We start from the raw sequence: 20,363 nt of genomic DNA on the forward strand, positions 1-20,363 counted from the left end.
AATAAATACTCAAGCGATATTAACGATTTCGTCAGTGTGCGGCGAAGGGGGTTGCAAAACCTATTTATTATTTTCAAGGTATTGAATAAGCTCACTTTCAGGCATAGGTTTAGCATACATAAAACCTTGAACCTCATTACAACCAAGCTGTTTCAAAAAATCAGCTTGAGCTTGCGTTTCGACCCCTTCAGCAATGGTTTTCAGCCCCAATTGAGCGCCCAAAGCGATTACAAGTGATGCTATTGCACCATTATCGTTATCAGGGATATCTTTTATGAAGTCACGATCTATTTTCAAGCGATTAACCGGTAATTTTTGTAGATAACTGAGTGATGAGAACCCCGTTCCAAAATCATCTATAGCGACCTCAATACCAAAGTCTTTAAGCTTTTGCAGTGTTTTAATCACAACCTCAAGTTCATCCATTACTACACTTTCAGTGACTTCCAACTCAATGTATGCAGGATCAACTTGGTATTTCAATAAAGTATTTTTGACTAGTTCGGCGTAGTTTTTTACTTTAAATTGTGGCACAGATACATTAACAGCAATACGTACCTTAAACCCCTGCGCTTCAAGGCGCTTATGCTGTTTACAGGCTTGCTCTAGAACCCACTGGCCAATATCAATAATCAACCCAGCATCTTCAGCCAAAGGAATAAATATGGCAGGAGAAATAAAACTCCCCTGTCCCGAAGGCCAACGCAGCAGTGCCTCACAGCCAATCAAAGAAAGATCGTCTAAATCGAGTTGAGGTTGATACCAAACCGCCAACTTTGAACGTTCAAAATCTTGGCGTAACTGACGAATAATACCCAATCGCCATGCCATTTTTTCTTCCATGTCTGATGTGTAATAAACGGCAGAATTACGTTTATCTTTTTTTGCCTGGTTTAGCGCGATATATGCGTGTTTTAACGTTTGCATACCTGTCGCTTGAAAATCTTTTTGTTCGCATAATCCTGCTTTAAATTCAACCGGCAATACATGTTCAGCCACAAGGAAAGGTAACGTCAAATTGTCAAATAATTCGGTCTCATTGAACTCACTTTGAGGGATTAGAAAGCCGAAAACATCAGCCCCAATACGTGATAATAATGAAGCCGTTGGATATTCTTGCTGTAAACGCTCAACAATCGCTATAAGTAAGTAGTTACCTACCTCCTGACCTAGTCCATTATTGATATCTGAAAAATTAGCAACATCAATTAATACAAATACATGCTCGTTACTACTCACTCTGTGATATTTTTCTATTTGTTCTATGAAGTGAGTACGATTTGAGAGCCCTGTTAACGTATCTTTAAATGCAGCATCTCTTAAACGGCTGAATAAACGTATATTATCAAGCCCAACACTCACATTAGTTAGAAAAATTTCAGCAAATTGCAGCTGTTCAATATTAGGTTTAGAAGCGTATTCAAGGAAAATAGCGGCTTGGCGATTTTTGCTCTTTAATAAAAAGGTACCATCATGCTCTGTGTATTGATGCTCTGCCTGTTCAAAGCATTTTTGAACCTGAAGGATTATTCTTCCATTATCTAATTGCTCAACCCCTTGACCAAAGAAATCACTGTACTCTTGGCAGCCCCCCAGTACAGAAATACGATTAGTATCTTCTAATGAGCCGCACACAATCCCCTGCGCCTCACAATCAAGAATCACTGATAACTGTTTAATCACAGCCATAGTAAATGCTTTTATATCAGTAAAACCTAAGATGGCTTTGGAGGCTAACAAAATATTGTTCAGCGCTTTGCTCTGATATTCTAACTTGCAAATTTGCTCGTATGAACGTATTGCAGTAACCAACGAGGTAACCAGTTTGCTACGTGTTAATTCTGTTTTTGTTTTATAGTCATTAATATCGTATTCACGTATAACTTGCTCTTCTGGCGCATAACCTGGTTGTCCAGTTCGTAAAATAATACGCACTGTATGGTTCTGCAACGTTTCCCTGATATGTTTAACTGCATTTAAGCCCGCATCATCAGATTCCATAACAACATCTAACAGTACAACTGAGATGCAGTGTGAAGTACTCAATAACTCAATGGCTTCAGCTGCTGAATATGCATGATGAAAACGAAGTGTTCGCCCCCAAAATTCAACACCTGAAAGTGCAAGCTTTGTTACCGAATGGATTTCAGGATCATCATCAACAATTAATACATCCCAATATCCCATGAGTGTACTTTGTGAGGTAGGTTCTTCCTCATGATCAAAAAACAAAAAGTCACTGTGCTTAGACGACATTATAAATCCTTCAGTTTAAATACAGTGTTCAGCATCTATTTTAAATTTGAGAGATACCTTATTTAATATAGATGAATGACACATTACGTATTATAGTCAATGAATAACACCTTGTTGTACTTGAAATCAAATTATATTTTAAGGATTGAGCATTAAGATCTTACAAAAATTTATTCAATTGCTATTTATTCTCTGTTTAACTCTATTAGTCATTGGGTTATTACTGCCTCAACAATATAAAGTTACTCAAAATGTAGATATTAGAGCAAATAAAGAATTAATAATGCCATACATAAATAACCTATCTAACTGGCAGGTTTGGTCTCCATGGGAAAAACTCGATCCGAGTATTGAATTTACAGTTGCAAAGCCTAGCGCTGGAGTGGGAGCTCATTTGTTTTGGCAAAGTAAGTGGGGCATGGGTGAAATGACAATTACCAGCATATCTCGCTCTTCAACTAAGTTTAATATTCTTTTTAATAATGAACATATTGTCACCGGAGCGCTGACATTTACCCAAGAGCAAAACAAAACACTTGTATCCTGTGAACTAAATGGCGAAGTAACTACGCCAATCATAGGGGGTTATTTAGCGCTCTTTAGCCAATATATATTAAATAATACTGTCGCGCTTGGGCTAAACAATTTAAGAACAACGCTACAGTTACATATTAAAAACAGTGAGAATTAAAAATGACTGTAAAGGCGTCACAAGCAAAAATTAACTTAGCTAATATTATTGAATCCAAACTTGGGTACGCCATCGTTAAAAGTTCTCTATCACGCTCATCAGTTCAAAATGAGAGCTATGATGCTCAAGGCCGATCTCCAATACCCTATAGCATTAACAGTGACGACTCTGTTTTCACTCGCGCACAAAACCGGCAGCAGCGCCTACTTATAAATCAACAACAAAATATCGAAGTTATTATGGCGATGGCTGTTAACTTTTGCCCAGACGTTACAAGCAGTGGTCAACCAGATAGCGATTGGGTTGAACGCTTCATTGCATTATGTGAAGACACCTCTAATGAGTCAATGCAGAAACTGTGGGGTAAAATACTGGCTGGTGAAACAGTCGCACCAGGTACTTTTTCGATCAAAAGCTTGCAAACACTCAAACAAATGACACAACGAGAAGCTGACGCTCTACAAAAATGTACAGCGCTTTGTGGGTACAATGAAAAAGACGATAGTCACTTAATTTTGCTTGGCTTTTATAAAAAGCCCTCTTTATTTGATCTTTTACGTAAAGGAAATAAAGTGTCGCTTAACCTAGGGAGAACCGGAATTAGCTTCCCTGATATACTGACCTTAATGGATATTGGCCTTATATATCGCAAAGAAATAGAGTCTGGTGCACTAAAAGCAGGCCAAGAACTAAACTTAACTTTTTTAAACCAAAAAGCAATATTGAAACCAAAAAGCAACGATCTGGTTTTAAGCTATTATAAATTTACCCAAACGGGCGATGAATTAAGAAAGTTAATAAATATGCCAATAAATAAAGGGTATAAACAATTATTAAGTAGTGCGTTAGATGAGGAGTTTGAAGTAACGTGGCATACAGTGAAGTAGTACCACGTTAAAGAACGCTTATTAGAAGTGAATTTGAATACCCGCAAATGGGCCTGACGCATCAATGTCTGTGTACAGATCATCAATATCATCTAGCTCTAAAGTCATTTGGCGGTAGCCTGCTTTAATGGCTACATCTACAGCTAAGTTATCTATTAACTCCCAAGCAACACCAGCCTGATAGTCTTGCACTTTGCTGTCATCAATCGCTAATAAACTGCCTTCAAAGAAAACGCTTAAACCTGTTAGCGGCAAGCCTACTTCAGCACGTCCGTAAGCAAGTGGAACAAAGCCTGAAAAATCAATTTTCTCACTAACTGTTTGACCGTTATCAGTACCTGTTACAACAATGTCACCATCAAACTGCTTAGCATTCAAACCTAGATCAATTGATATCAAATCATTATCAAAAATTTCGTAGTAAAGAATATAATCGATGTGTGACAAATCACTTACCGTGGTTGCTGTCGTATTTGTTGTAAAGGTTGAATCACCGAACTCAAAAGTACCATTTAACATGGTTGAACCATTTAGCTCTAGCTCTGTGTACTTTAATTTAACGTTCGGTACTAATGGAACTGGATGCTCTAATGCAGCGTAATAACTGATGAATGTTTCATCTTCGAAATTAAAATCCTGCATGTTACCGCTATCAGCAAAACTACCAGAGTTATCTGATTGCCACCCATCCACACCTATATAAAGGCCTAATAGAGTATCAGCATGAGCTGCTGGTGCTAAACATGCCATTGAAAGGGCAGCTGCTAAACAGTACTTTTTCATGTTTTATCCTTGCGCTAAAAGTTCGCTAAGTTCAATAAGAGCCGCGTTGGCTCGAGAAATATAATTTGCCATTACTAATGAGTGGTTTGCTACTAAGCCAAAACCGTTCCCATTTAGAATCACTGGACTCCAAACGGTTTCTTGAGTTGCTTCTAACTCACGAATAATTTGTTGTAAGCTAACGCGTGCATTTTTCTTTTCCAGCACATCAGCAAAGTCGTATTCTACAGCTTGCAAAAAGTGTAATAAAGCCCAAGTTGCGCCACGTGACTCATAGAAGACATCATCAATTTCCCACCATGACGTCTTAACTTCATTTTGTAAGGGGGTATACGTAGCTTGATGAGCTTCTTTGTCACCAGCTAAATCAGTGTTAAGGCGCTCTTGACCCACACTAGCACTTAAACGCTGGCTCAAGCTACCTAATCGTTTTTCGGCTTCTTTTAACCAACCCCTTAGGTTATCTGCTCGTGCGTAAAACTGACTTTCGCGATTGTTTTGATCCGCTATTTGCGTACGGTATACAATTAAAAAATCGATTCCTTTTTGATATTCACTCTCTGCGCTCGGCCACGCCCATGCCTCTGAGCTAATATTAAATTGCGGCTGCGCCTTTTTTAATGCTTCATGCTCTGTCGATTGTGATTGAGAACGACTAAAATCTTTGCGCATCGATAACGCAAGATCACGCGACATTTCTAGAGCCCCGTATTCCCAGGCGGGCATATTATCCATAAATACGCTTGGTGGCATCATATCATTTGATAAATATCCACCAGACTTATTCAACAACGTACTCGTAACATTGATTAAAGATGACGTCGTTGTATAACCTGTAACGAGTTTTTCACCTCGTTCCTGCGCTTGTTGTTTTGCATGAGTCACTACATTGACGCGTTCAGGCTCAATACTCCAGTACACCGCTAGCGCATAAAATAATATAATTATTAGCACAACTGCGCTAATAATTTTCCCTTTATGTTGTGACATTCAACCTCCTAATGATGCTTATGATTATTTTCAGATTGCGATGTTTGTTCAACTTGGCTTTCTAAAGACACCACTTCAGCTTGAGTGAAAACTCGGTTTCCGTCATTAAAATATAGCGTGAGTTTTAATTCTTGCCCGACTTTTATCGGCACTGTTGGCTCAAAGGCCATTAGATGATAACCCCCCGGTTTAAAGTCAACTTGCTGGTGTGCTTTTAACTCTAACGAATCGACCTGTTGCATTTTCATAACACCATTGACATGCGTGTGCTCATGAATTTCGACACGCCCTAAATTCTCGATGCTTGCTTTGGTTAATACAACTGGCTTTTCACCGTGGTTTGCAATACTTAGGTAGCCAACTGTGGATTGACTGGCTGGCAAAAAAGCCCTCACTTGCGCATTGTTAACGATAATCTGACTATCAGAGTCATGATGATGATCTGAGTGAGCTGGTGCACATGATGAATATAAACTCAAACCTAAAATAGCCGATGAAAGCAGTGAGAATAATGGTTTAAAAGTCATTTCGTTCCTTGTTACTAAAATCATTTTGTTGACTGAATTTAGCATATTTGCGAAAAAATAGTCAGTAATATTAGTGATTCAATACATATAATAGCGACGCTTTATGCAGCCTTTTTATTATCAGCAATAAGCCAACATAAGCAAACAATTAATATTAACGGCCATGCAATCATTACTGATCCAAATAACAATGCGAGTACGACGCCAATGAAAACGATGATGCCAGCGCCTAACAAACCTGCGCTAATCAACGCAATAACAGCGATAGCCGCTATAATTGCAACAAGCACCCCAAACAATTCAATTCCAACCCAACTCAAGTCTGCAATCATTAAAGGTAGCTGCCATGAATCAAACTGCACCATTTCAAATGGACTCCACACGATAAGTACGATGAGTAATAAACATATTGCAATAATTTTCATGACATTTCCCCTTTATACTTCACTGTCTAAACAAAAATGTGCAGCAAGGTACCCTCCCCCAATAAACAATGGAAATTGAATTAAGAGTAAGATAGTTACTAAGCGTGTTGCCCAGATTGGGAAGTCAAAACGACGAGCAAAACCACTGCAGACACCTGATATTTTCTTGTTTAATGGATCTTTCTTCCATCGTGTTTGATTATTGTAAGTATTCATTTATCTTACTCCTATGCACTTTGTTTTAAACTGGCTTTAAGAGCTACAAGCTCTTGATCAATTGCATCATTTTTTACTAATGCATCGATTTGCTCTGCCGTGTTATTCGCTGATTTTGTAATATCGTAAGCTTCAACTTGTGACTCTATTGACTCCACACGTCGCTCTATTACATCAAAGCGAGATAACGCATCAGCAACTTTGTCACTATTAAGCTGGTGATTCACTCGTACCCTTGCAGCAACCACATTATGCACTTGGTGCATACTTGTAAGCTTTGCCTTCGCTTCTGTTAACTTATTTTGTAAACGTTGAGCATCATCTTGAAGCTTAGCTAAAGAGTCAGTTAGCTTTTCAAGCTCGGGGTCAATCGCAGCCATGTCAGTAGTTATTTTTTGCTTCTCTTTCAACGCTGCCGCAGCTAAATCATCTCGGCCTTTTTTAACAGCAATTTCAGCCTTTGTTTGCCACTCGGCAATACGTGCCTGCTTATTTTTTTGCTCCCGCTTTAACGCTTTTTCTTCACATAAAATAACGGCAGCCGTTGAACGACATTCATCCAATGCTTCTTGCATTTGTTGAACAAGTAGTGAGAGTAGTTTTTCTGGATCTTCGGCTCTATCTAAAACTGATACTAAGTTTGCTTGAATAAGATCTGTTACACGATTAACTAAGCCCATGATTTTCTCCTATTGAATTTGGGTGATTACAATTAAGAGATTCCAAGACTTGTGCCAGTTTAATTAAATATAAATTTATTACTTTTATTTCAGTTGGTTAAAAATAAAAAGGAGTATTTAAAGCTGACGTGAGGCTGAACATGAATGAGTGGATTTAACTAAAAAATGAATGTTTTGACTATTATTTAGGATCAAAAAAACCACTAAAGAGTGGTTTTTATAAAACAAGTATTTCTACTCTGGTACGAAGCTTAATGCTTTATCCATGACTGATAAATCGGCCTGCTTGCCATGACCATTTTCAGACAAATGACGCCGAAAACCTCTTGCCCCTGGTTGCCCTTGAAATATACCCAACATATGACGAGCAATGTGCCAAAAGTTAGCGCCCTGCTGCATTTCCTTTTCTATATATTCATACATAGAACGCACAACATCATGCCTCGATTGTGTAAATACAGTATCACCATAAACCACTTCATCTACTTCACTTAACATAAATGGGTTACTGTAAGCCTCGCGTCCAATCATTATGCCATCTACATGGGCAAGATGAGCAATACTATCAGTCATCGTTTTCACACCACCATTGAGACTCAAATGAAGTTGTGGGTAATCTTTTTTCAATTGGTAAACGCGTGCATAATCAAGCGGTGGAACTTCTCTATTTTCTTTAGGGCTAAGGCCATTAAGCCATGCTTTACGCGCATGAATAATAAAATCATCACAGCCTACTTCGTGGCTCGCTTCAATCAAGGCACATAAAAACTCATAGGAATCCTGCTCATCAATACCAATACGCGTTTTCACTGTAACGGGTATAGTAACCTCTGCTTTCATCGCAGCAACACAATCTGCAACCAGTGTTGGCTCTGCCATTAAGCATGCACCAAAACGACCATTTTGAACACGATCAGAAGGGCAACCTACATTTAAATTAATCTCATTGTAACCACGATCAGCAGCTAACTTGGCACATTGAGCCAATGCCTTAGGGTCAGAACCGCCTAACTGCAAAGCAACTGGCTCTTCATGTTTATTAAAGTGTAGGTAATCGCCACGACCAAATAAAATAGCCCCTGTTGTTACCATTTCAGTATAAAGAACAGTATGTTTTGTCAATTTACGATGAAAAGTACGGCAGTGACGATCTGTCCAATCAAGCATGGGGGCAACGCTAAACCTGTGATTTACCTTACTCATTGACAAACAGCTCCATACTTGGCTTTGTGTGGGATTTTCTTCATTTTATATTCTCTCTTGTTTTACGCTATTTTCGCCAATTTTAAGATATTTACACTATATTTATACCCTAGGGTATTGGCCTGGGGTACAAAAGGGTATAACTGTAGGAGCGATAATGATAATATTATTGCATTATTATATCAGAACAAGGAAAGATAATGGCTACAATAAATATTGAAGAACGAAAATTGAAAAAAGGCGTTTCTTATCGTGCTAGAGCCAGAATTACAAAATATGGAAAAATTGTTGAAGAAGTACAGAAAACATTTGAAAACTTCAAAACTGCTGAATCATGGGCAGATAACGCAGCAAAAAAACTAGATAAGAAATATGAACAGATCGCAAATGGTACATATTTTGATAATAGTGATGAAGAAGAACTCAGAGAAATAACTGTTGGTGCATTGATAAAAGAATATTTAACTGACCCTGTGACTTCTGAAAAAGTAGGAAGAACCAAAGAGCATGTACTTGAAGCTTTATATGGTTATGACATTTCTCATAAAATAGTTAGCCAACTAAAACCGCGTGATCTTATAGCTCACTGTAAAACGCGATTAAAAGATAAAACAAAGCCAAAACCGCAAACAGTTTATCATGATGTGACATATCTACATTCAGTTATAAAACTTGCAAAAGAATATTTTGAAGTAAATTCAAATTTGCGTTATCACGATGATGCAATACCTGTCTTAGTGGAACTTGGATTAATTGGAAGAAGTAAAAGAAGAACCAAAAGACCATCAGAAAATGCACTCATACAAATGGAAGCTGGATTAAAAGAACGAGAAAAGCATCGTTCTGCCAAGATTCCTTTTTCAGATATATTTAAATTTTCAATATACACAGCTATGCGAGTCGGTGAAATTACAGAATTAGAGTGGGAAGATATAGATCACGAACATAAGACAATTATAGTTAAAAGTAGAAAATCACCTACTAATGAAGAGCAAGAAGAAGAACATAATGACTGGGAAATTCCGCTTCTTAGTGAGGCCTACCCTATTATTTTAAGACAAAAAGAACGGATAGATCCCGAAAATCCACATCTAATTTTTCCATATAATCCGCGCAGCATATCCGCAGGTTGGCAAAGAGTTAGAAACAAATTAGGTATAAAAGATTTACGTTATCATGATCTGAGACGAGAAGCTGCATCAAGACTAGCAGAAGAAGGTTATGAAATAACCACAGTAGCTAAAATTACGGGACACAAAAATATTAATATTTTATTTAATGTTTATACAACATTAGAAATGAAAAAATTATCTAAAGAAAAGTACGAAGAATATAATAATAAAAAAGAAAAGACCTAATTTAAAAGGGGCTATAAAGCCCCTTCTCACATCATAATATAACAAAAATGTTATGCGTTATATTCATCAACTAGACGCTTACCTTCTTTTTTATCAGAATCAGTTTTTAAGTCTTCAAAGCTAAGTATAGTATGACCGTCTTTTTCAGCCTTGGTTATGCCCCTTGTAATAAGCAATTTTAACTTTCCATCAATTTTACAAAACTTTTGATTTTCAGCTATAACTTGGCGCTTTTTACGTGGCTTTGAATCTCCTGATAACGCAGAAATATCAATATTTTCCTTTTTTAACATGGCTAATAATTCTTCTGACATACCCTTTAAATGAGGGGTTGCAGCTTCTAAATTAGCTTTTACTGTCATAGCATCAGTAACGCTTAAACTTTCAAAAACTTCAATTAACTTATCTTTATTTAATAATACTTTTCTGAAATCAGCCATATTTTAAGCATCCTTTTATAATTAATTTAAATTATTATAATATACTTTAAATTCAAAACAAACTTTAATCTTGATTAAAAAATCCTGAATCATCTAAAACTTTTGCAACAATTGGATCGTCAAGATCATCGTTAAAAGTTACATCTTGCGTTTCAACAGATTTAGTTTCTTTTTCTTTTCTCTTTTTCTCTTTTCTCTCTTTCGCTTTTTTCTTTTCGTTTTCAATTCTAGCTATTAGTTTATTCTTATTTTCTTGAGCTTTATCATTAACTCTTTTTTTATCGTCCTCTTTAAGTTTTTTAAACAGCCTATCTTTATGTCTTTCTTGAACTATTACAAAAACATCCCTATCTTTTAAATACTTATAAGAAAACACAAAACCAGATAAAATAAGTGCATCAAGATATTTTTTAATAGCTTTTTTTGAAAAACTTTTTTCTTTTGAAACTTGGGACTCTAAAGTACCATGCATTTTTTCATTATCACTAACATTATAATAATTTATGCTATGACCAAGGATCATATCAAGCTTGTCTCTTGTAAATTCAGTTATAATATAACCAGTATCTTCATTTTCATTTATTGATAATAAGTATAAATATAATTTCTTAGCTCCAAAAGTATCAACACTATTAATTTCATGTTTTTTAAATAGTATTTGTCTGTTTGACATTTTAAAGAAATCAAACATATCATCTGGGAAAGTGACTTTATATGTAGTGTCTAAAGATTTACCATTTGTAAATTTAACACTACTTACAAGATGAGTCAGTACATTATATTTGTTGTATTCAATATCAATAACAACGCCCATTAAACGCTTAAAATACGTCTTAAATTCTGCACTATGATCTTTATCTCTATAATCATTGGTATCAAAAAGATCTAAAATTTCTTTAAAAGTTACGTCAATTGTCAAATCATTAAGTGTAATGCCTTCATTTATAATTCTAAAATTTAATTTTTTTAATAAGAAGCAATATAAAATAAATTCTCTGTCCATGCTTAGAAAGTCAGAAGTTACCGACATTTTATAATCTCCGTCAGTAATAACCCTTTGTTTATTTGATAAAACATTACTTGCTTCTCGTTCTTTCTTGCCGTTTGCAATAGGAGCATAACAAGCTAAAAGTAGCTGCCAATGAATAAAGAAAAACTCAGGTGATAATACATCTTTAGTTATACGTCTTGCTCTAACTGGCTTTTTCATTAGATAACTCCTTCCTTCTATCGTTATCTATAAATGAAAATTCATAAACCCCAAATTTTAATATTTTATTATAAATAGATCTAATATTTGTAAACGTTCTACTTTGAACTGTTCCAGTTTTTAAAATAGAATACTGATTACCCATCGAATCAATAACTACAAACTTAAAAATACCATTTGTTTTATATATGCAACCTTTTTTAAAAAATGAGTCTCTGCTCATTTTCTTTAAATCTTTTTCTAAAAATAATTTCGCCATGTTAACTTCTCCTTATTTTTAGATTAACAAAAATAAATCACTTGTCAATTAAAAAACAAACGCTTTTTAATAAAATAATTCCTTTTTAATTAAAAAGATAACAATTAACATTTTAAATATTAATTTATTTTTAAATGATGATGCTTTTACTATTATATAAAAACTATTAAATCTGCCTAAAGTTCAGTAAAAATTAAATATACTCTGGGGGGACAGGTTCATTATTCTGGGGGGACAGGTTCGTTATTCTGGGGGGACAGGTTCAAAAAAAACGCTCTAGCCCTTAAAAGTAGGCAAAATACGAGAAAATAATACGCTTTTAATATACTCTTAATACGCAAAGCCTTTTTTTCTGTGTTTGTTTTATTGATGGAAATCTTGATTTCGTATGATTATGTTTGTATTTCGATATATTTGTTATGTAGAACTTAAAATATGACCGAATCAGCGAGTTTTTATATCTTACCCTTCTAAAATAAGAAAACGCCCCAAACAGGACGTTTAATACCACATGAAGTGTTTAACTAAAAAAGGTAAATTTCAAATTTAGAGTTTTGCAATAGAAAAATTTAACTTAATTTAAAATTATCATAATATTTTTTAAGATCAACATTTTTTGTTAACTTCAATAATAATATATGGAATATCTTTTTTTCTAAATGTGGAATTTAAATCAAACCAAGTTGGTTTTTTCGGCAAAATATGAACTTTATTACCATTTCCACTTATAAATTTTGCGCCAGTTTCCCACGTTAAACCGCTTGAATAGTCCCATAATCCCGAACAATTCCAAGTAACTTGTAATGGTCTACCATCTATATTTAAATTTTCAGTTTTAGAACCAACCAGCAAGCTAGTTTGTGAATCACCATGTAAATTTTCATAGAAAAAAGCCCCATCAGCTTTACAATTTAGCGTAAAAATTACACTTAAAACTATTATTATATTTTTGTACATTTTTAAAATTCCTTTTTTATTATAATGCGGTGGCTTGTTTCACTGTGTTAATGAGCATTTCCAAGGTGTTTGGTAAATCAAGGATTAAACTAGCAGCTATGATCATAATTAAAGCTTGTCCGTATGTAGCGTTACCAGTGCCTTTTGCAATACTTTGTAAGAGAAATATGCCCTTTATGAAATACACAAGAGCTATTGCCTGTAATACCTTCATGTAAACGTTAATTTTAGCTAATAATTCACCTAATGCTTCACCCCTTCCTTTATCTTCAAAATCAGCTCTTAATTCTGCCGTAATCTCCGAATTTTTAGCATTAAAACATTCTCCGTTATGCTTGTTTATGTTATTACTCATATCTTCACTATCTTTTGATAAAACAAAGCAATGATTATTATTTGTTAATGTGTTTGTAACTAGTGATATAGAACTTTGAAGACTCCAAAGCATACTTGCACCAATAAATATTATCAGCACTCCCCCTAAGCTGTTTCTAGGATCGTTAGGATTCTTTGAGTATGTAATAAGCATTTTTATGCCCACTAAAAACATAATTGAGCCAAGGAAAATTCCTACATAGTGAGAAAGGGTATATAAATTTACTGCTATTGCCTCAACACCCGTTAAATTGCTAGTGATTTCTGAACCTTCCACTTTATTAACACAAACTATTTATTGTTTTAATAACAGTAGCTTTATCTTCATCTCTAATGCTTGACCATTTCGCTAAAACGTGAGGTTTTGAGCTTATGGAAGTATCGAATTTAAAACCGTTCCATTTCCCTCGACAGTTAACTTTAAACGTATAACCATACATAAACGTACTTACATTTAATGTACGAGCAGTTTTTAAAAATTCAGTTCTTGATTCACCCGTTAAATTCTCATAAAAATAAGCTTCATTTGCAAAAATTGGCTTAGAGCAGAACAAAATTAATAATATTCCAACTAATGTGAATTGTTCCCATTTGCTTAATATTAAGAAATTAAGCACTCCCTTTGATATTTTCTTTATTTTTTCCATTTTAAAATTCCTTTTTATTATTTTTCTCCATAACTTCAAATTATGTCATTTTTGATATATTTCAATACTTAAAACTTTACAGACAGAAATAGAGTATTATTTATTACTCTTTTTCCCTTTATATTTTTTAATTTTAGTTTTTGAAAAATTAATTTCATACTTCTTTGTATTGAGATTGCATTTTACAAAGCTTGAGTTTTTACTCATTGACTTTAGAAGTTTTTGGTGTTTTTCCTCAATCTCAGAAATATTTTGAAGCTCTAGAAATTTAAGTAATTCCATTTTTTGAAATATTTCTTGCCCCAAACTTTTTAAATTTCCTTTTAGCTCAAGTTGTTTCTTTAATGAGAGCAAATTATAAAAATCATCAATATAATTTTTTATCTTAAAAAATAGTGCTTTAAGTTCATCACATGAACGTTTTTCATTAATATAAAAAATTAAAAGTTGCTGCTGTTTAGTAAAAGAATCACTAAATTTATTAGCTTCTTCAATCGTTGTAACAGCGTGATTTTCTGGCGTGTGCAGCATTTCGTAAAAGAGTATTTGATGCTCTTGGAAAAGGTATAAAAAATCCGAAAAAACGTCTTTATCAGTCGCATAATCGAATTGTTCACAAAGGCTATCAAAAGCTTCTTCAATTTTTTCTTTAGATATTTTATTATTCATTGTTAGATTCCATTTTTAATAATTCACTTACTTTCAAATGTAAATCTTTATCTTCTTTAATCAAGTCTACTAATCGAACAACATCAACAAGATTTCTTTTAGTTTCTTTATATAAATAAGAAATCACTTTCATAAAAATTATTGAATCATCATTATCAAAAAACTTAAAAGATAATCTTGCTAGATCAGTATGCAGTTTTTTATTTTCTAATATTTTTATTTCATTATGAAAATCTGGAGAGGTTTTTATAAGAACAGATAAATTTTTATTGCAAATTCGAGCTTCATAATCGAGGTCAATTAGATCTAAATACAACATGTAAGATTTAAGACTATCATCACAATATTTTTTAATAAGAAGTTCAATTCTTTTATAACACCTTTCATTTTTTATAAATATTTTATTTTTAGTTTTCATTTCACAAAATCCTTTTTGTTATAACTTAAAAATTAAGATAAAAAAACAAAGATTTCAATAGCTACTATTTTTTATCCTTTACCTTTTGAATTTTTTATTTGTAATGATAATTTAAAAGTATAAAAGAAATATGTAAGGAACCCGATACTATGATTCGTCCCACTTATTCAAATACTGCGTATTTAGTGGTACTTCTGCCGCACAGGTTTGGCACAATCATTTCGGGTTTACTTCGTAAATTTAACAACAAGAAAAAGAGATAAAAATCATGGATGATAAAAGAAGCGAAAAACAAAAAATTGCTGGTGCAAATGCAAATCAAAAACAACTTGATGCTGCAACAAAAGCACATAATAGACAGAAAGATATTAATGAAAAAAATGCTATTTCAGAAAATGAAAAAGCAGTTAGAGAAGCAAAGAAAACAGAAAGAGAACTAAACAATAAACTTAGAAATATTTCTCAAAATATCAATACAAATCAGATCCAAGGTACAAGAGCTAGACAAGTAATTTCAAACTTTAAAAACCGTAAAAGTATTGATTCAAGCTTTAACTCTAAGATATCCAAGTTGTTCACTAAAAAGCAAATTGCAGTGCAAAAAGAAACGACTGCTCGAATGAATATTATGAATATAAAAGCAAAGAAAAAAGGCAAAAATTCAATGAATGCAATGCGTACATTATTGCGTCATATGTTGCGTATAAAGCAACGTCAGACGGAAGAATGGATACCAGAGGATTCACACCTTAACCTTTATTATCATGATGAAAAATACTATACACATGAAGAATTTCTAGAGATTCAAAATGATGTTTACGATTCTATAATCAATGATAAAGCTAAAGATGTTAATAACAGGGGTGACAAGAGAAATAAGAAAGATGTTAAAAAATATTCAGATTTGCGTAGTAGCTACAAACGTAAAGTTCTAACTATTGCTGATAGTGATAAAGAACTAACAGATTTAATTAACAAATTAGAAACTGGAGATGGTAGAGAATTAAATTCAGAGAATGAAACAATAAAACAAGACATTGAATTAATGCGTAAAAAACTACGTGAGAACGTTGAGAATTCAGAAATTCCAACGGGGAGAAAAGCCCAGAAATACAAAATTATAGACTCATTTATTCAGCACAGGGACACCCATATTAAGAAGAAAAACTATAAAAGAGTATGTAATTCAGAACGTGAAAATGTTGTATCAGAAGTATCTTTTAAAATTCCTCATAATAATAAAAATCTTGGTATTGACCAAAAAGAATATTTGGATTCAGTTAAATCATTTTTTGAAAAAGCCCCATTTCTAAAAAATCATAAAATCCTTGCTGGTTGTACGCATTTTGATGAATCTAACAGAATTGGCTTATCTGAGGAAGAAGTGACAGGTGCCAACGTTCATTTAGTAATGGATTGTAAAAGTTCAGAAAACAACCGTTATCAATGGCGTAAATCAATGATTGATTTTGCACGTTCACAGCAAGAAAAGCTTAATAATGAATTTGATATGGATTTTAATATTAAAGCAAAAGGTTACGACCTCACAGAAAAAGAAATATGTCACGTTGGACAGCTACTACAATTAAGTTTTTACAAACACGTACAGTTAGATTTATTTCTAAAAAAATCAATAAAATTAAAATTCGTTGCGGAAGAAGATCGTAATAACTCAACTTACATATTAGCTTGTTTAGAGCAAGAACTTGCAATTCAAGATCGCTTGTCTAGTCGCTACAATATGCAACATGAGCAAAATTTAAAAGAGCAACAGAAATTAAACGAAATTAAGCAAGAAATGGCTCAAGAAAAAGCTAAATTAAAAGCAGCAGAAGAAAATCTTAAACAAAAAGATAAAGCCCTTGAAGAAGCGAATAAAGAGATTGAAAAGCTTGCACAACAAGTTACAACTCAGCAAGAAAAAGAAAAAGATCTTGATAAATCTATTGATGAAAAATCTAAACAGAAAAAAGAACTTTCTTCTGATATTTTGTCAAAAGTCGGTCAAAAAGATCAGCTACAACAAGATATTGAAAGGCTCGAAAACAAGCAACTAGACCAAGCAATTAAGAAAGTTGATGCTTGGATGGATACAGTTATCAAGAGTAAATACAAAAATGATGATGATACAGATGGAAGTGGTGGTTTTGGCACATTGACAACAATAGCAGCAGCAAGGGCAATTGATACTTTAGAAGAAAATCAGCCAGAATTAGGCGAAAAAATCAAAACTACGGCTGTAAAATTTGAAGGTGAAAACATTGTTAAAGAAAATTTAAAAATTTCTAACAACTTAAAAAATGAGAAAAACGATAAAAACACTTCAAGTAAATTCAAACGATAAACAACTATTAGTTGTCACCCATCTTTTTAAATCTTAATACTTAATCTATTTTTATTATTACATAAAACACCAAAAGATTAAGCATTATTATATCTCTAAACTTTAAATTCAATTTAAATATTTATTTAAATTTAAATTAATTACAACTAGTGGTTGACTTTTAAATTTTAAGTATTACTATTTTAACTAGAATAAACAAGGATTAAAAAGGTGAATATAAAAAACATACACTCTATTTTAAATATAATAATAGATTTTAAATTAAATACTACTGAAATAAGTATATTTCAAGATGCTTTATTATTAAGTCAATCTAAAAATAACTTTTCATTGAATCGTAATCATTTAAGATTCAAAACTGGCGAAGAATTAACTAAACAAGCCATTTCTAAATCAATAATTTCTTTGGAAAACAAAGGAATTTTAGAACAAATCGGAAAGCATGGAACCCTAGTTCAACACAAGTTTGTAGAGGGGGTTTTTAATGTCTAATCTAATAGAACAATTCAACTTTGAACATTTATGTAGAGTCATTCAGCATAAAAACGGTAAACAGTATTGTCATAATAAAGGCATTCTTTACAGTGACTTACATAATAAATTTAAAGAATTATCTAAAGAAAAAATTGATAACACTGATTACCATATCATTTTTAATAACGAATATTATCTTAGTGATATAACAAGCTTTCTATCAAGCTATATCAACGATTCAATAAGAAATATTGACCTTGCTATATCAATAAGCACACTTCAAAACATCAAGTATTTAGATGCAATTCTAGAGCAATTCAATGTTAAAGATTCTATTGAAGTATATGCACTTTTCAGTGATTTCTTTGATTCTCAAAAAGTTAATGAAAACGGTCGTGAGCTTATATTACAAGCACTAACAGAACAGTACTTATTACTAGATGATGAAAATGTACAAGACACATTAGAGAGCTTTATAAACAGTTTTTTAAGTAGTAATTACTTAGAGAAAATCAAAGAGTTCTTTGTAGAAAATTATAATATTCAAGATTTTACAGACGAATCATTAACAGACTGTTTATTATCATGTTTTGAAGACAATTATAGTTTTGAAAAACAAATGATTGATTACTCAAATGAACATGATTTTAACACTATTGAGCAACAGCTTAACGAGTTAGAAAACGAGCTTAAACAGGATAATTTAAGCAATAAAAATAAACTAAAAAAAGGATTTTAAAATGAAATTACAATTAACAAATGAAGTAACAATTGTTTATAACAATGAAAATATTGCAGCAGCACCGAATTATAAGGTTTTTATTAATAAAAATATTTTAGTTCACTGTGATTATTTAATTATAGATAAAGTTGAACCAACACCTGAAAAACCAACACGTTACAAGCTTTGTGGAAGGTCTGATCAAGTTTGGAATTTTTACATAATGTTAGATCAGCAAACATTTGATAACAAAGAATTAGATCTAATAGAAATCAAAATAAAAACATCATAAAAGGACAATAATAATGAAATTAAAAAAAAGAGGTGAAGTTATAACAACAAGCCAGATCAGACAAATATTTAATATAGAAAACAACGTTACGATAATATTCAAAGATGCTTTGTATCACCCTGAAAACGGCTATTCAGCATATTGCGAATATGGTTTTTATTTCAATGATGTTTTAGCAATATTTAAAGATAGATTTGAACGAAAATTCAAAAAAGAACAAGGTAATAATTTAAATATTGTTCAAATTGAAAAACTGCAAAATGAGTGGTTAGAATTTTTGATTAAAAAATTAAATAATCGTAACTTCAATAATTTAGCTATAGATAAAACAGAGTTTATTTTTACATACAAAGATAATAAAGCTGTAATTGATAACTCATACTTAATGTACAACAAGTATAAAGTTATAAAAATTCAAAAAAATATTGAAAGCATTACAAGTAAATTAATATCTAGTTTTGAGTCTAAAATAACATACTCTAGAGAGTATGATATAGAACTTGAAACACTTTTAAACAATGTAGTATCTGAATTTTTACCAAAACCTCTTAATTCTCAAAAAGACTATATTACTAATAAAGTCTTTAAGCGATTCAATAAATTTATAGATGTAAAAAAGTACATTAGAAATGCGATAAAACAGCATAAACTAGATGATATAGCTAATGAGCAGCATAAAAAAGAGTTTGAAGAAAGAGTAAAAAAACAAAGAGCCGCAGCAAAAAAAGCTAGGCTAAAAAGAGTTATTGATGTTGAAAACGCTATTATTTTAGATGTTAAAACTACTGGTTTAGATTCTGACGATGAAATTATTAAAATTAATATCATTAGTGCAAAAAGTGGAAAAAGCCTTTTAAATGAGCTTGTGAAGCCTGTAACAAAAATTTCAAATGAAGCTTTTCATATTCATCAAATGACCAATGAAATGTTAGATAATGCTAAATCTTTTAAGGATCTTCATTGTACTATTTTAGATATTATAAAAGATAAAAACTTACTGATTTACAATAGTGATTTTGTTCTTAGAATTTTACAGCAATCAGCCAGAAAACAAGGCTTTGAAGATGATTGTTACAGTGAATTAAAATCTAAATGTATTATGGATTGGTACGCTAAATTTTATGGTGATTATAGTGAATATTTTGATAGTTATGAGTGGCAAAAACTAACTGTTGCAATGGAGCAACAAGATATTGATATTAGTGATTTAGAGAACAAACACGGTTTTTATAATTCTGAATTAACAAGACGTTTAATCAATAAAGTAAACTATAAATTAGCTAACTAACGCACTTCGATTGTTTACTCAAAATTTCAAACAAAACAAGTTTATTATAAATTTTCGAGTTCCATTTAAAAAATAAAAAAATATAATTCCAGCTCATGCTGGATTATTAGATCAGAACTCACAGAAAGCTTTTAAAAGCACGATCTCTATTTATTTATGCAATCCCATTGGTAAACCCTTTTTTCTGATTGTTTTATCTCTTGTTTGCTTCTGCAAACGCTTAAAACATTATCAATAAATAATTATTTAATTT

Annotated in this window: 24 protein-coding genes; 8 read left to right on the forward strand and 16 right to left on the reverse strand. The window is 32.5% G+C overall.

Annotated elements, in window-relative coordinates; genetic code table 11:
* Positions 1 to 60: 60 nt before the first annotated feature.
* Complete coding sequence (locus ATS75_RS18370) at positions 61 to 2,256, reverse strand: EAL domain-containing protein (protein WP_058561880.1); 2,196 nt, start codon at positions 2,254 to 2,256, stop codon at positions 61 to 63.
* Between the two features lie 283 nt (positions 2,257 to 2,539).
* Here ATS75_RS18370 and ATS75_RS18375 point away from each other — a divergent pair, with 283 nt between their 5' ends.
* Complete coding sequence (locus tag ATS75_RS18375; RefSeq protein WP_235591209.1) at positions 2,540 to 2,947, forward strand: SRPBCC family protein; 408 nt, start codon at positions 2,540 to 2,542, stop codon at positions 2,945 to 2,947.
* A gap of 2 nt (positions 2,948 to 2,949) precedes the next feature.
* Positions 2,950 to 3,834 carry a TIGR03899 family protein gene (locus tag ATS75_RS18380; RefSeq protein WP_058561882.1) on the forward strand — a complete coding sequence of 295 codons (885 nt, stop codon included), beginning with the start codon at positions 2,950 to 2,952 and terminating at the stop codon, positions 3,832 to 3,834.
* 21 nt (positions 3,835 to 3,855) lie between these two features.
* Here the strand turns inward: ATS75_RS18380 and ATS75_RS18385 are convergent, their stop codons facing one another.
* From ATS75_RS18385 to dusA, 7 genes are all read right to left on the reverse strand, one after another.
* Positions 3,856 to 4,617: a TIGR04219 family outer membrane beta-barrel protein gene (locus ATS75_RS18385; RefSeq protein WP_058561883.1), complete on the reverse strand. Its 762-nt coding sequence runs from the start codon at positions 4,615 to 4,617 to the stop codon at positions 3,856 to 3,858.
* Positions 4,618 to 4,620: 3 nt separating this feature from the next.
* Positions 4,621 to 5,607, reverse strand: a complete 987-nt coding sequence (locus ATS75_RS18390; RefSeq protein WP_058561884.1) for a DUF2333 family protein — start codon at positions 5,605 to 5,607, stop codon at positions 4,621 to 4,623.
* 8 nt (positions 5,608 to 5,615) lie between these two features.
* Positions 5,616 to 6,134 (reverse strand): copper chaperone PCu(A)C, encoded by a 519-nt coding sequence (locus ATS75_RS18395; protein ID WP_058561885.1) that lies wholly within the window; start codon positions 6,132 to 6,134, stop codon positions 5,616 to 5,618.
* Between the two features lie 101 nt (positions 6,135 to 6,235).
* Positions 6,236 to 6,559, reverse strand: a complete 324-nt coding sequence (locus ATS75_RS18400) for a hypothetical protein (protein ID WP_058561886.1) — start codon at positions 6,557 to 6,559, stop codon at positions 6,236 to 6,238.
* Positions 6,560 to 6,571: 12 nt separating this feature from the next.
* Positions 6,572 to 6,775, reverse strand: coding sequence for a PspC domain-containing protein (locus tag ATS75_RS18405; protein WP_058561887.1), 204 nt, complete (start codon positions 6,773 to 6,775; stop codon positions 6,572 to 6,574).
* Between the two features lie 11 nt (positions 6,776 to 6,786).
* Positions 6,787 to 7,455, reverse strand: a complete 669-nt coding sequence (locus ATS75_RS18410) for a PspA/IM30 family protein (RefSeq protein WP_058561888.1) — start codon at positions 7,453 to 7,455, stop codon at positions 6,787 to 6,789.
* Positions 7,456 to 7,689: 234 nt separating this feature from the next.
* A complete protein-coding gene (dusA, locus tag ATS75_RS18415; RefSeq protein ID WP_082665523.1) occupies positions 7,690 to 8,658 on the reverse strand; it encodes a tRNA dihydrouridine(20/20a) synthase DusA in 969 nt (322 codons plus the stop codon).
* 200 nt (positions 8,659 to 8,858) lie between these two features.
* Here dusA and ATS75_RS18420 point away from each other — a divergent pair, with 200 nt between their 5' ends.
* The gene (locus tag ATS75_RS18420; protein ID WP_058561889.1) at positions 8,859 to 10,016 is read left to right on the forward strand and encodes a site-specific integrase; all 1,158 of its coding nucleotides are present in this window, start codon (positions 8,859 to 8,861) and stop codon (positions 10,014 to 10,016) included.
* Positions 10,017 to 10,066: 50 nt separating this feature from the next.
* Here the strand turns inward: ATS75_RS18420 and ATS75_RS18425 are convergent, their stop codons facing one another.
* From ATS75_RS18425 to ATS75_RS18460, 8 genes are all read right to left on the reverse strand, one after another.
* Entirely contained in the window at positions 10,067 to 10,456 is a 390-nt protein-coding gene (locus ATS75_RS18425; RefSeq protein WP_058561890.1) for a hypothetical protein, read from the reverse strand.
* Between the two features lie 64 nt (positions 10,457 to 10,520).
* Positions 10,521 to 11,666, reverse strand: a complete 1,146-nt coding sequence (locus ATS75_RS18430) for a hypothetical protein (protein WP_058561891.1) — start codon at positions 11,664 to 11,666, stop codon at positions 10,521 to 10,523.
* Positions 11,650 to 11,925 carry a hypothetical protein gene (locus tag ATS75_RS18435; RefSeq protein WP_058561892.1) on the reverse strand — a complete coding sequence of 92 codons (276 nt, stop codon included), beginning with the start codon at positions 11,923 to 11,925 and terminating at the stop codon, positions 11,650 to 11,652. The genes ATS75_RS18430 and ATS75_RS18435 overlap by 17 nt, the downstream gene beginning before the upstream one ends.
* 606 nt (positions 11,926 to 12,531) lie before the next feature.
* Entirely contained in the window at positions 12,532 to 12,882 is a 351-nt protein-coding gene (locus ATS75_RS18440) for a hypothetical protein (RefSeq protein ID WP_058561893.1), read from the reverse strand.
* A gap of 19 nt (positions 12,883 to 12,901) precedes the next feature.
* Positions 12,902 to 13,534: a hypothetical protein gene (locus ATS75_RS18445; RefSeq protein ID WP_058561894.1), complete on the reverse strand. Its 633-nt coding sequence runs from the start codon at positions 13,532 to 13,534 to the stop codon at positions 12,902 to 12,904.
* Between the two features lie 4 nt (positions 13,535 to 13,538).
* Complete coding sequence (locus tag ATS75_RS18450) at positions 13,539 to 13,904, reverse strand: hypothetical protein (RefSeq protein ID WP_058561895.1); 366 nt, start codon at positions 13,902 to 13,904, stop codon at positions 13,539 to 13,541.
* 96 nt (positions 13,905 to 14,000) lie between these two features.
* Positions 14,001 to 14,573 carry a hypothetical protein gene (locus ATS75_RS18455; RefSeq protein WP_058561896.1) on the reverse strand — a complete coding sequence of 191 codons (573 nt, stop codon included), beginning with the start codon at positions 14,571 to 14,573 and terminating at the stop codon, positions 14,001 to 14,003.
* Positions 14,566 to 14,991, reverse strand: a complete 426-nt coding sequence (locus tag ATS75_RS18460) for a hypothetical protein (protein ID WP_058561897.1) — start codon at positions 14,989 to 14,991, stop codon at positions 14,566 to 14,568. Before ATS75_RS18460 ends, ATS75_RS18455 begins: the two co-directional genes overlap by 8 nt.
* A gap of 268 nt (positions 14,992 to 15,259) precedes the next feature.
* Between ATS75_RS18460 and ATS75_RS18465 the strand changes: the two genes are divergently transcribed.
* The 5 genes from ATS75_RS18465 to ATS75_RS18485 all read left to right on the forward strand — a co-directional run bounded on the left by ATS75_RS18465 (position 15,260) and on the right by ATS75_RS18485 (position 20,110).
* Positions 15,260 to 17,335 carry a hypothetical protein gene (locus ATS75_RS18465; protein WP_058561898.1) on the forward strand — a complete coding sequence of 692 codons (2,076 nt, stop codon included), beginning with the start codon at positions 15,260 to 15,262 and terminating at the stop codon, positions 17,333 to 17,335.
* A 210-nt stretch (positions 17,336 to 17,545) separates the two neighbouring features.
* Positions 17,546 to 17,827, forward strand: a complete 282-nt coding sequence (locus ATS75_RS18470) for a hypothetical protein (RefSeq protein ID WP_058561899.1) — start codon at positions 17,546 to 17,548, stop codon at positions 17,825 to 17,827.
* Positions 17,820 to 18,548, forward strand: a complete 729-nt coding sequence (locus ATS75_RS18475) for a hypothetical protein (protein ID WP_058561900.1) — start codon at positions 17,820 to 17,822, stop codon at positions 18,546 to 18,548. Before ATS75_RS18470 ends, ATS75_RS18475 begins: the two co-directional genes overlap by 8 nt.
* A 1-nt stretch (position 18,549) precedes the next feature.
* The gene (locus ATS75_RS18480; RefSeq protein ID WP_058561901.1) at positions 18,550 to 18,822 is read left to right on the forward strand and encodes a hypothetical protein; all 273 of its coding nucleotides are present in this window, start codon (positions 18,550 to 18,552) and stop codon (positions 18,820 to 18,822) included.
* A gap of 13 nt (positions 18,823 to 18,835) precedes the next feature.
* Entirely contained in the window at positions 18,836 to 20,110 is a 1,275-nt protein-coding gene (locus tag ATS75_RS18485) for a 3'-5' exonuclease (RefSeq protein WP_058561902.1), read from the forward strand.
* The last annotated feature ends 253 nt before the right edge of the window (positions 20,111 to 20,363 follow it).

Origin of the sequence: Pseudoalteromonas sp. H105, assembly GCF_001469215.1 — a bacterium.
Taxonomy (GTDB): Bacteria; Pseudomonadota; Gammaproteobacteria; order Enterobacterales; family Alteromonadaceae; genus Pseudoalteromonas.

Coding starts and splice junctions, on each gene's coding strand:
- ATS75_RS18370 (WP_058561880.1), bottom strand. CDS start 2,256: ATGTCGTCTAAGCACAGTGACTTTTTGTTTTTTGATCATGAGGAAGAA.
- ATS75_RS18375 (WP_235591209.1), top strand. CDS start 2,540: ATGCCATACATAAATAACCTATCTAACTGGCAGGTTTGGTCTCCATGG.
- ATS75_RS18380 (WP_058561882.1), top strand. CDS start 2,950: ATGACTGTAAAGGCGTCACAAGCAAAAATTAACTTAGCTAATATTATT.
- ATS75_RS18385 (WP_058561883.1), bottom strand. CDS start 4,617: ATGAAAAAGTACTGTTTAGCAGCTGCCCTTTCAATGGCATGTTTAGCA.
- ATS75_RS18390 (WP_058561884.1), bottom strand. CDS start 5,607: ATGTCACAACATAAAGGGAAAATTATTAGCGCAGTTGTGCTAATAATT.
- ATS75_RS18395 (WP_058561885.1), bottom strand. CDS start 6,134: ATGACTTTTAAACCATTATTCTCACTGCTTTCATCGGCTATTTTAGGT.
- ATS75_RS18400 (WP_058561886.1), bottom strand. CDS start 6,559: ATGAAAATTATTGCAATATGTTTATTACTCATCGTACTTATCGTGTGG.
- ATS75_RS18405 (WP_058561887.1), bottom strand. CDS start 6,775: ATGAATACTTACAATAATCAAACACGATGGAAGAAAGATCCATTAAAC.
- ATS75_RS18410 (WP_058561888.1), bottom strand. CDS start 7,455: ATGGGCTTAGTTAATCGTGTAACAGATCTTATTCAAGCAAACTTAGTA.
- dusA (WP_082665523.1), bottom strand. CDS start 8,658: ATGAGTAAGGTAAATCACAGGTTTAGCGTTGCCCCCATGCTTGATTGG.
- ATS75_RS18420 (WP_058561889.1), top strand. CDS start 8,859: ATGGCTACAATAAATATTGAAGAACGAAAATTGAAAAAAGGCGTTTCT.
- ATS75_RS18425 (WP_058561890.1), bottom strand. CDS start 10,456: ATGGCTGATTTCAGAAAAGTATTATTAAATAAAGATAAGTTAATTGAA.
- ATS75_RS18430 (WP_058561891.1), bottom strand. CDS start 11,666: ATGAAAAAGCCAGTTAGAGCAAGACGTATAACTAAAGATGTATTATCA.
- ATS75_RS18435 (WP_058561892.1), bottom strand. CDS start 11,925: ATGGCGAAATTATTTTTAGAAAAAGATTTAAAGAAAATGAGCAGAGAC.
- ATS75_RS18440 (WP_058561893.1), bottom strand. CDS start 12,882: ATGTACAAAAATATAATAATAGTTTTAAGTGTAATTTTTACGCTAAAT.
- ATS75_RS18450 (WP_058561895.1), bottom strand. CDS start 13,904: ATGGAAAAAATAAAGAAAATATCAAAGGGAGTGCTTAATTTCTTAATA.
- ATS75_RS18455 (WP_058561896.1), bottom strand. CDS start 14,573: ATGAATAATAAAATATCTAAAGAAAAAATTGAAGAAGCTTTTGATAGC.
- ATS75_RS18460 (WP_058561897.1), bottom strand. CDS start 14,991: ATGAAAACTAAAAATAAAATATTTATAAAAAATGAAAGGTGTTATAAA.
- ATS75_RS18465 (WP_058561898.1), top strand. CDS start 15,260: ATGGATGATAAAAGAAGCGAAAAACAAAAAATTGCTGGTGCAAATGCA.
- ATS75_RS18475 (WP_058561900.1), top strand. CDS start 17,820: ATGTCTAATCTAATAGAACAATTCAACTTTGAACATTTATGTAGAGTC.
- ATS75_RS18480 (WP_058561901.1), top strand. CDS start 18,550: ATGAAATTACAATTAACAAATGAAGTAACAATTGTTTATAACAATGAA.
- ATS75_RS18485 (WP_058561902.1), top strand. CDS start 18,836: ATGAAATTAAAAAAAAGAGGTGAAGTTATAACAACAAGCCAGATCAGA.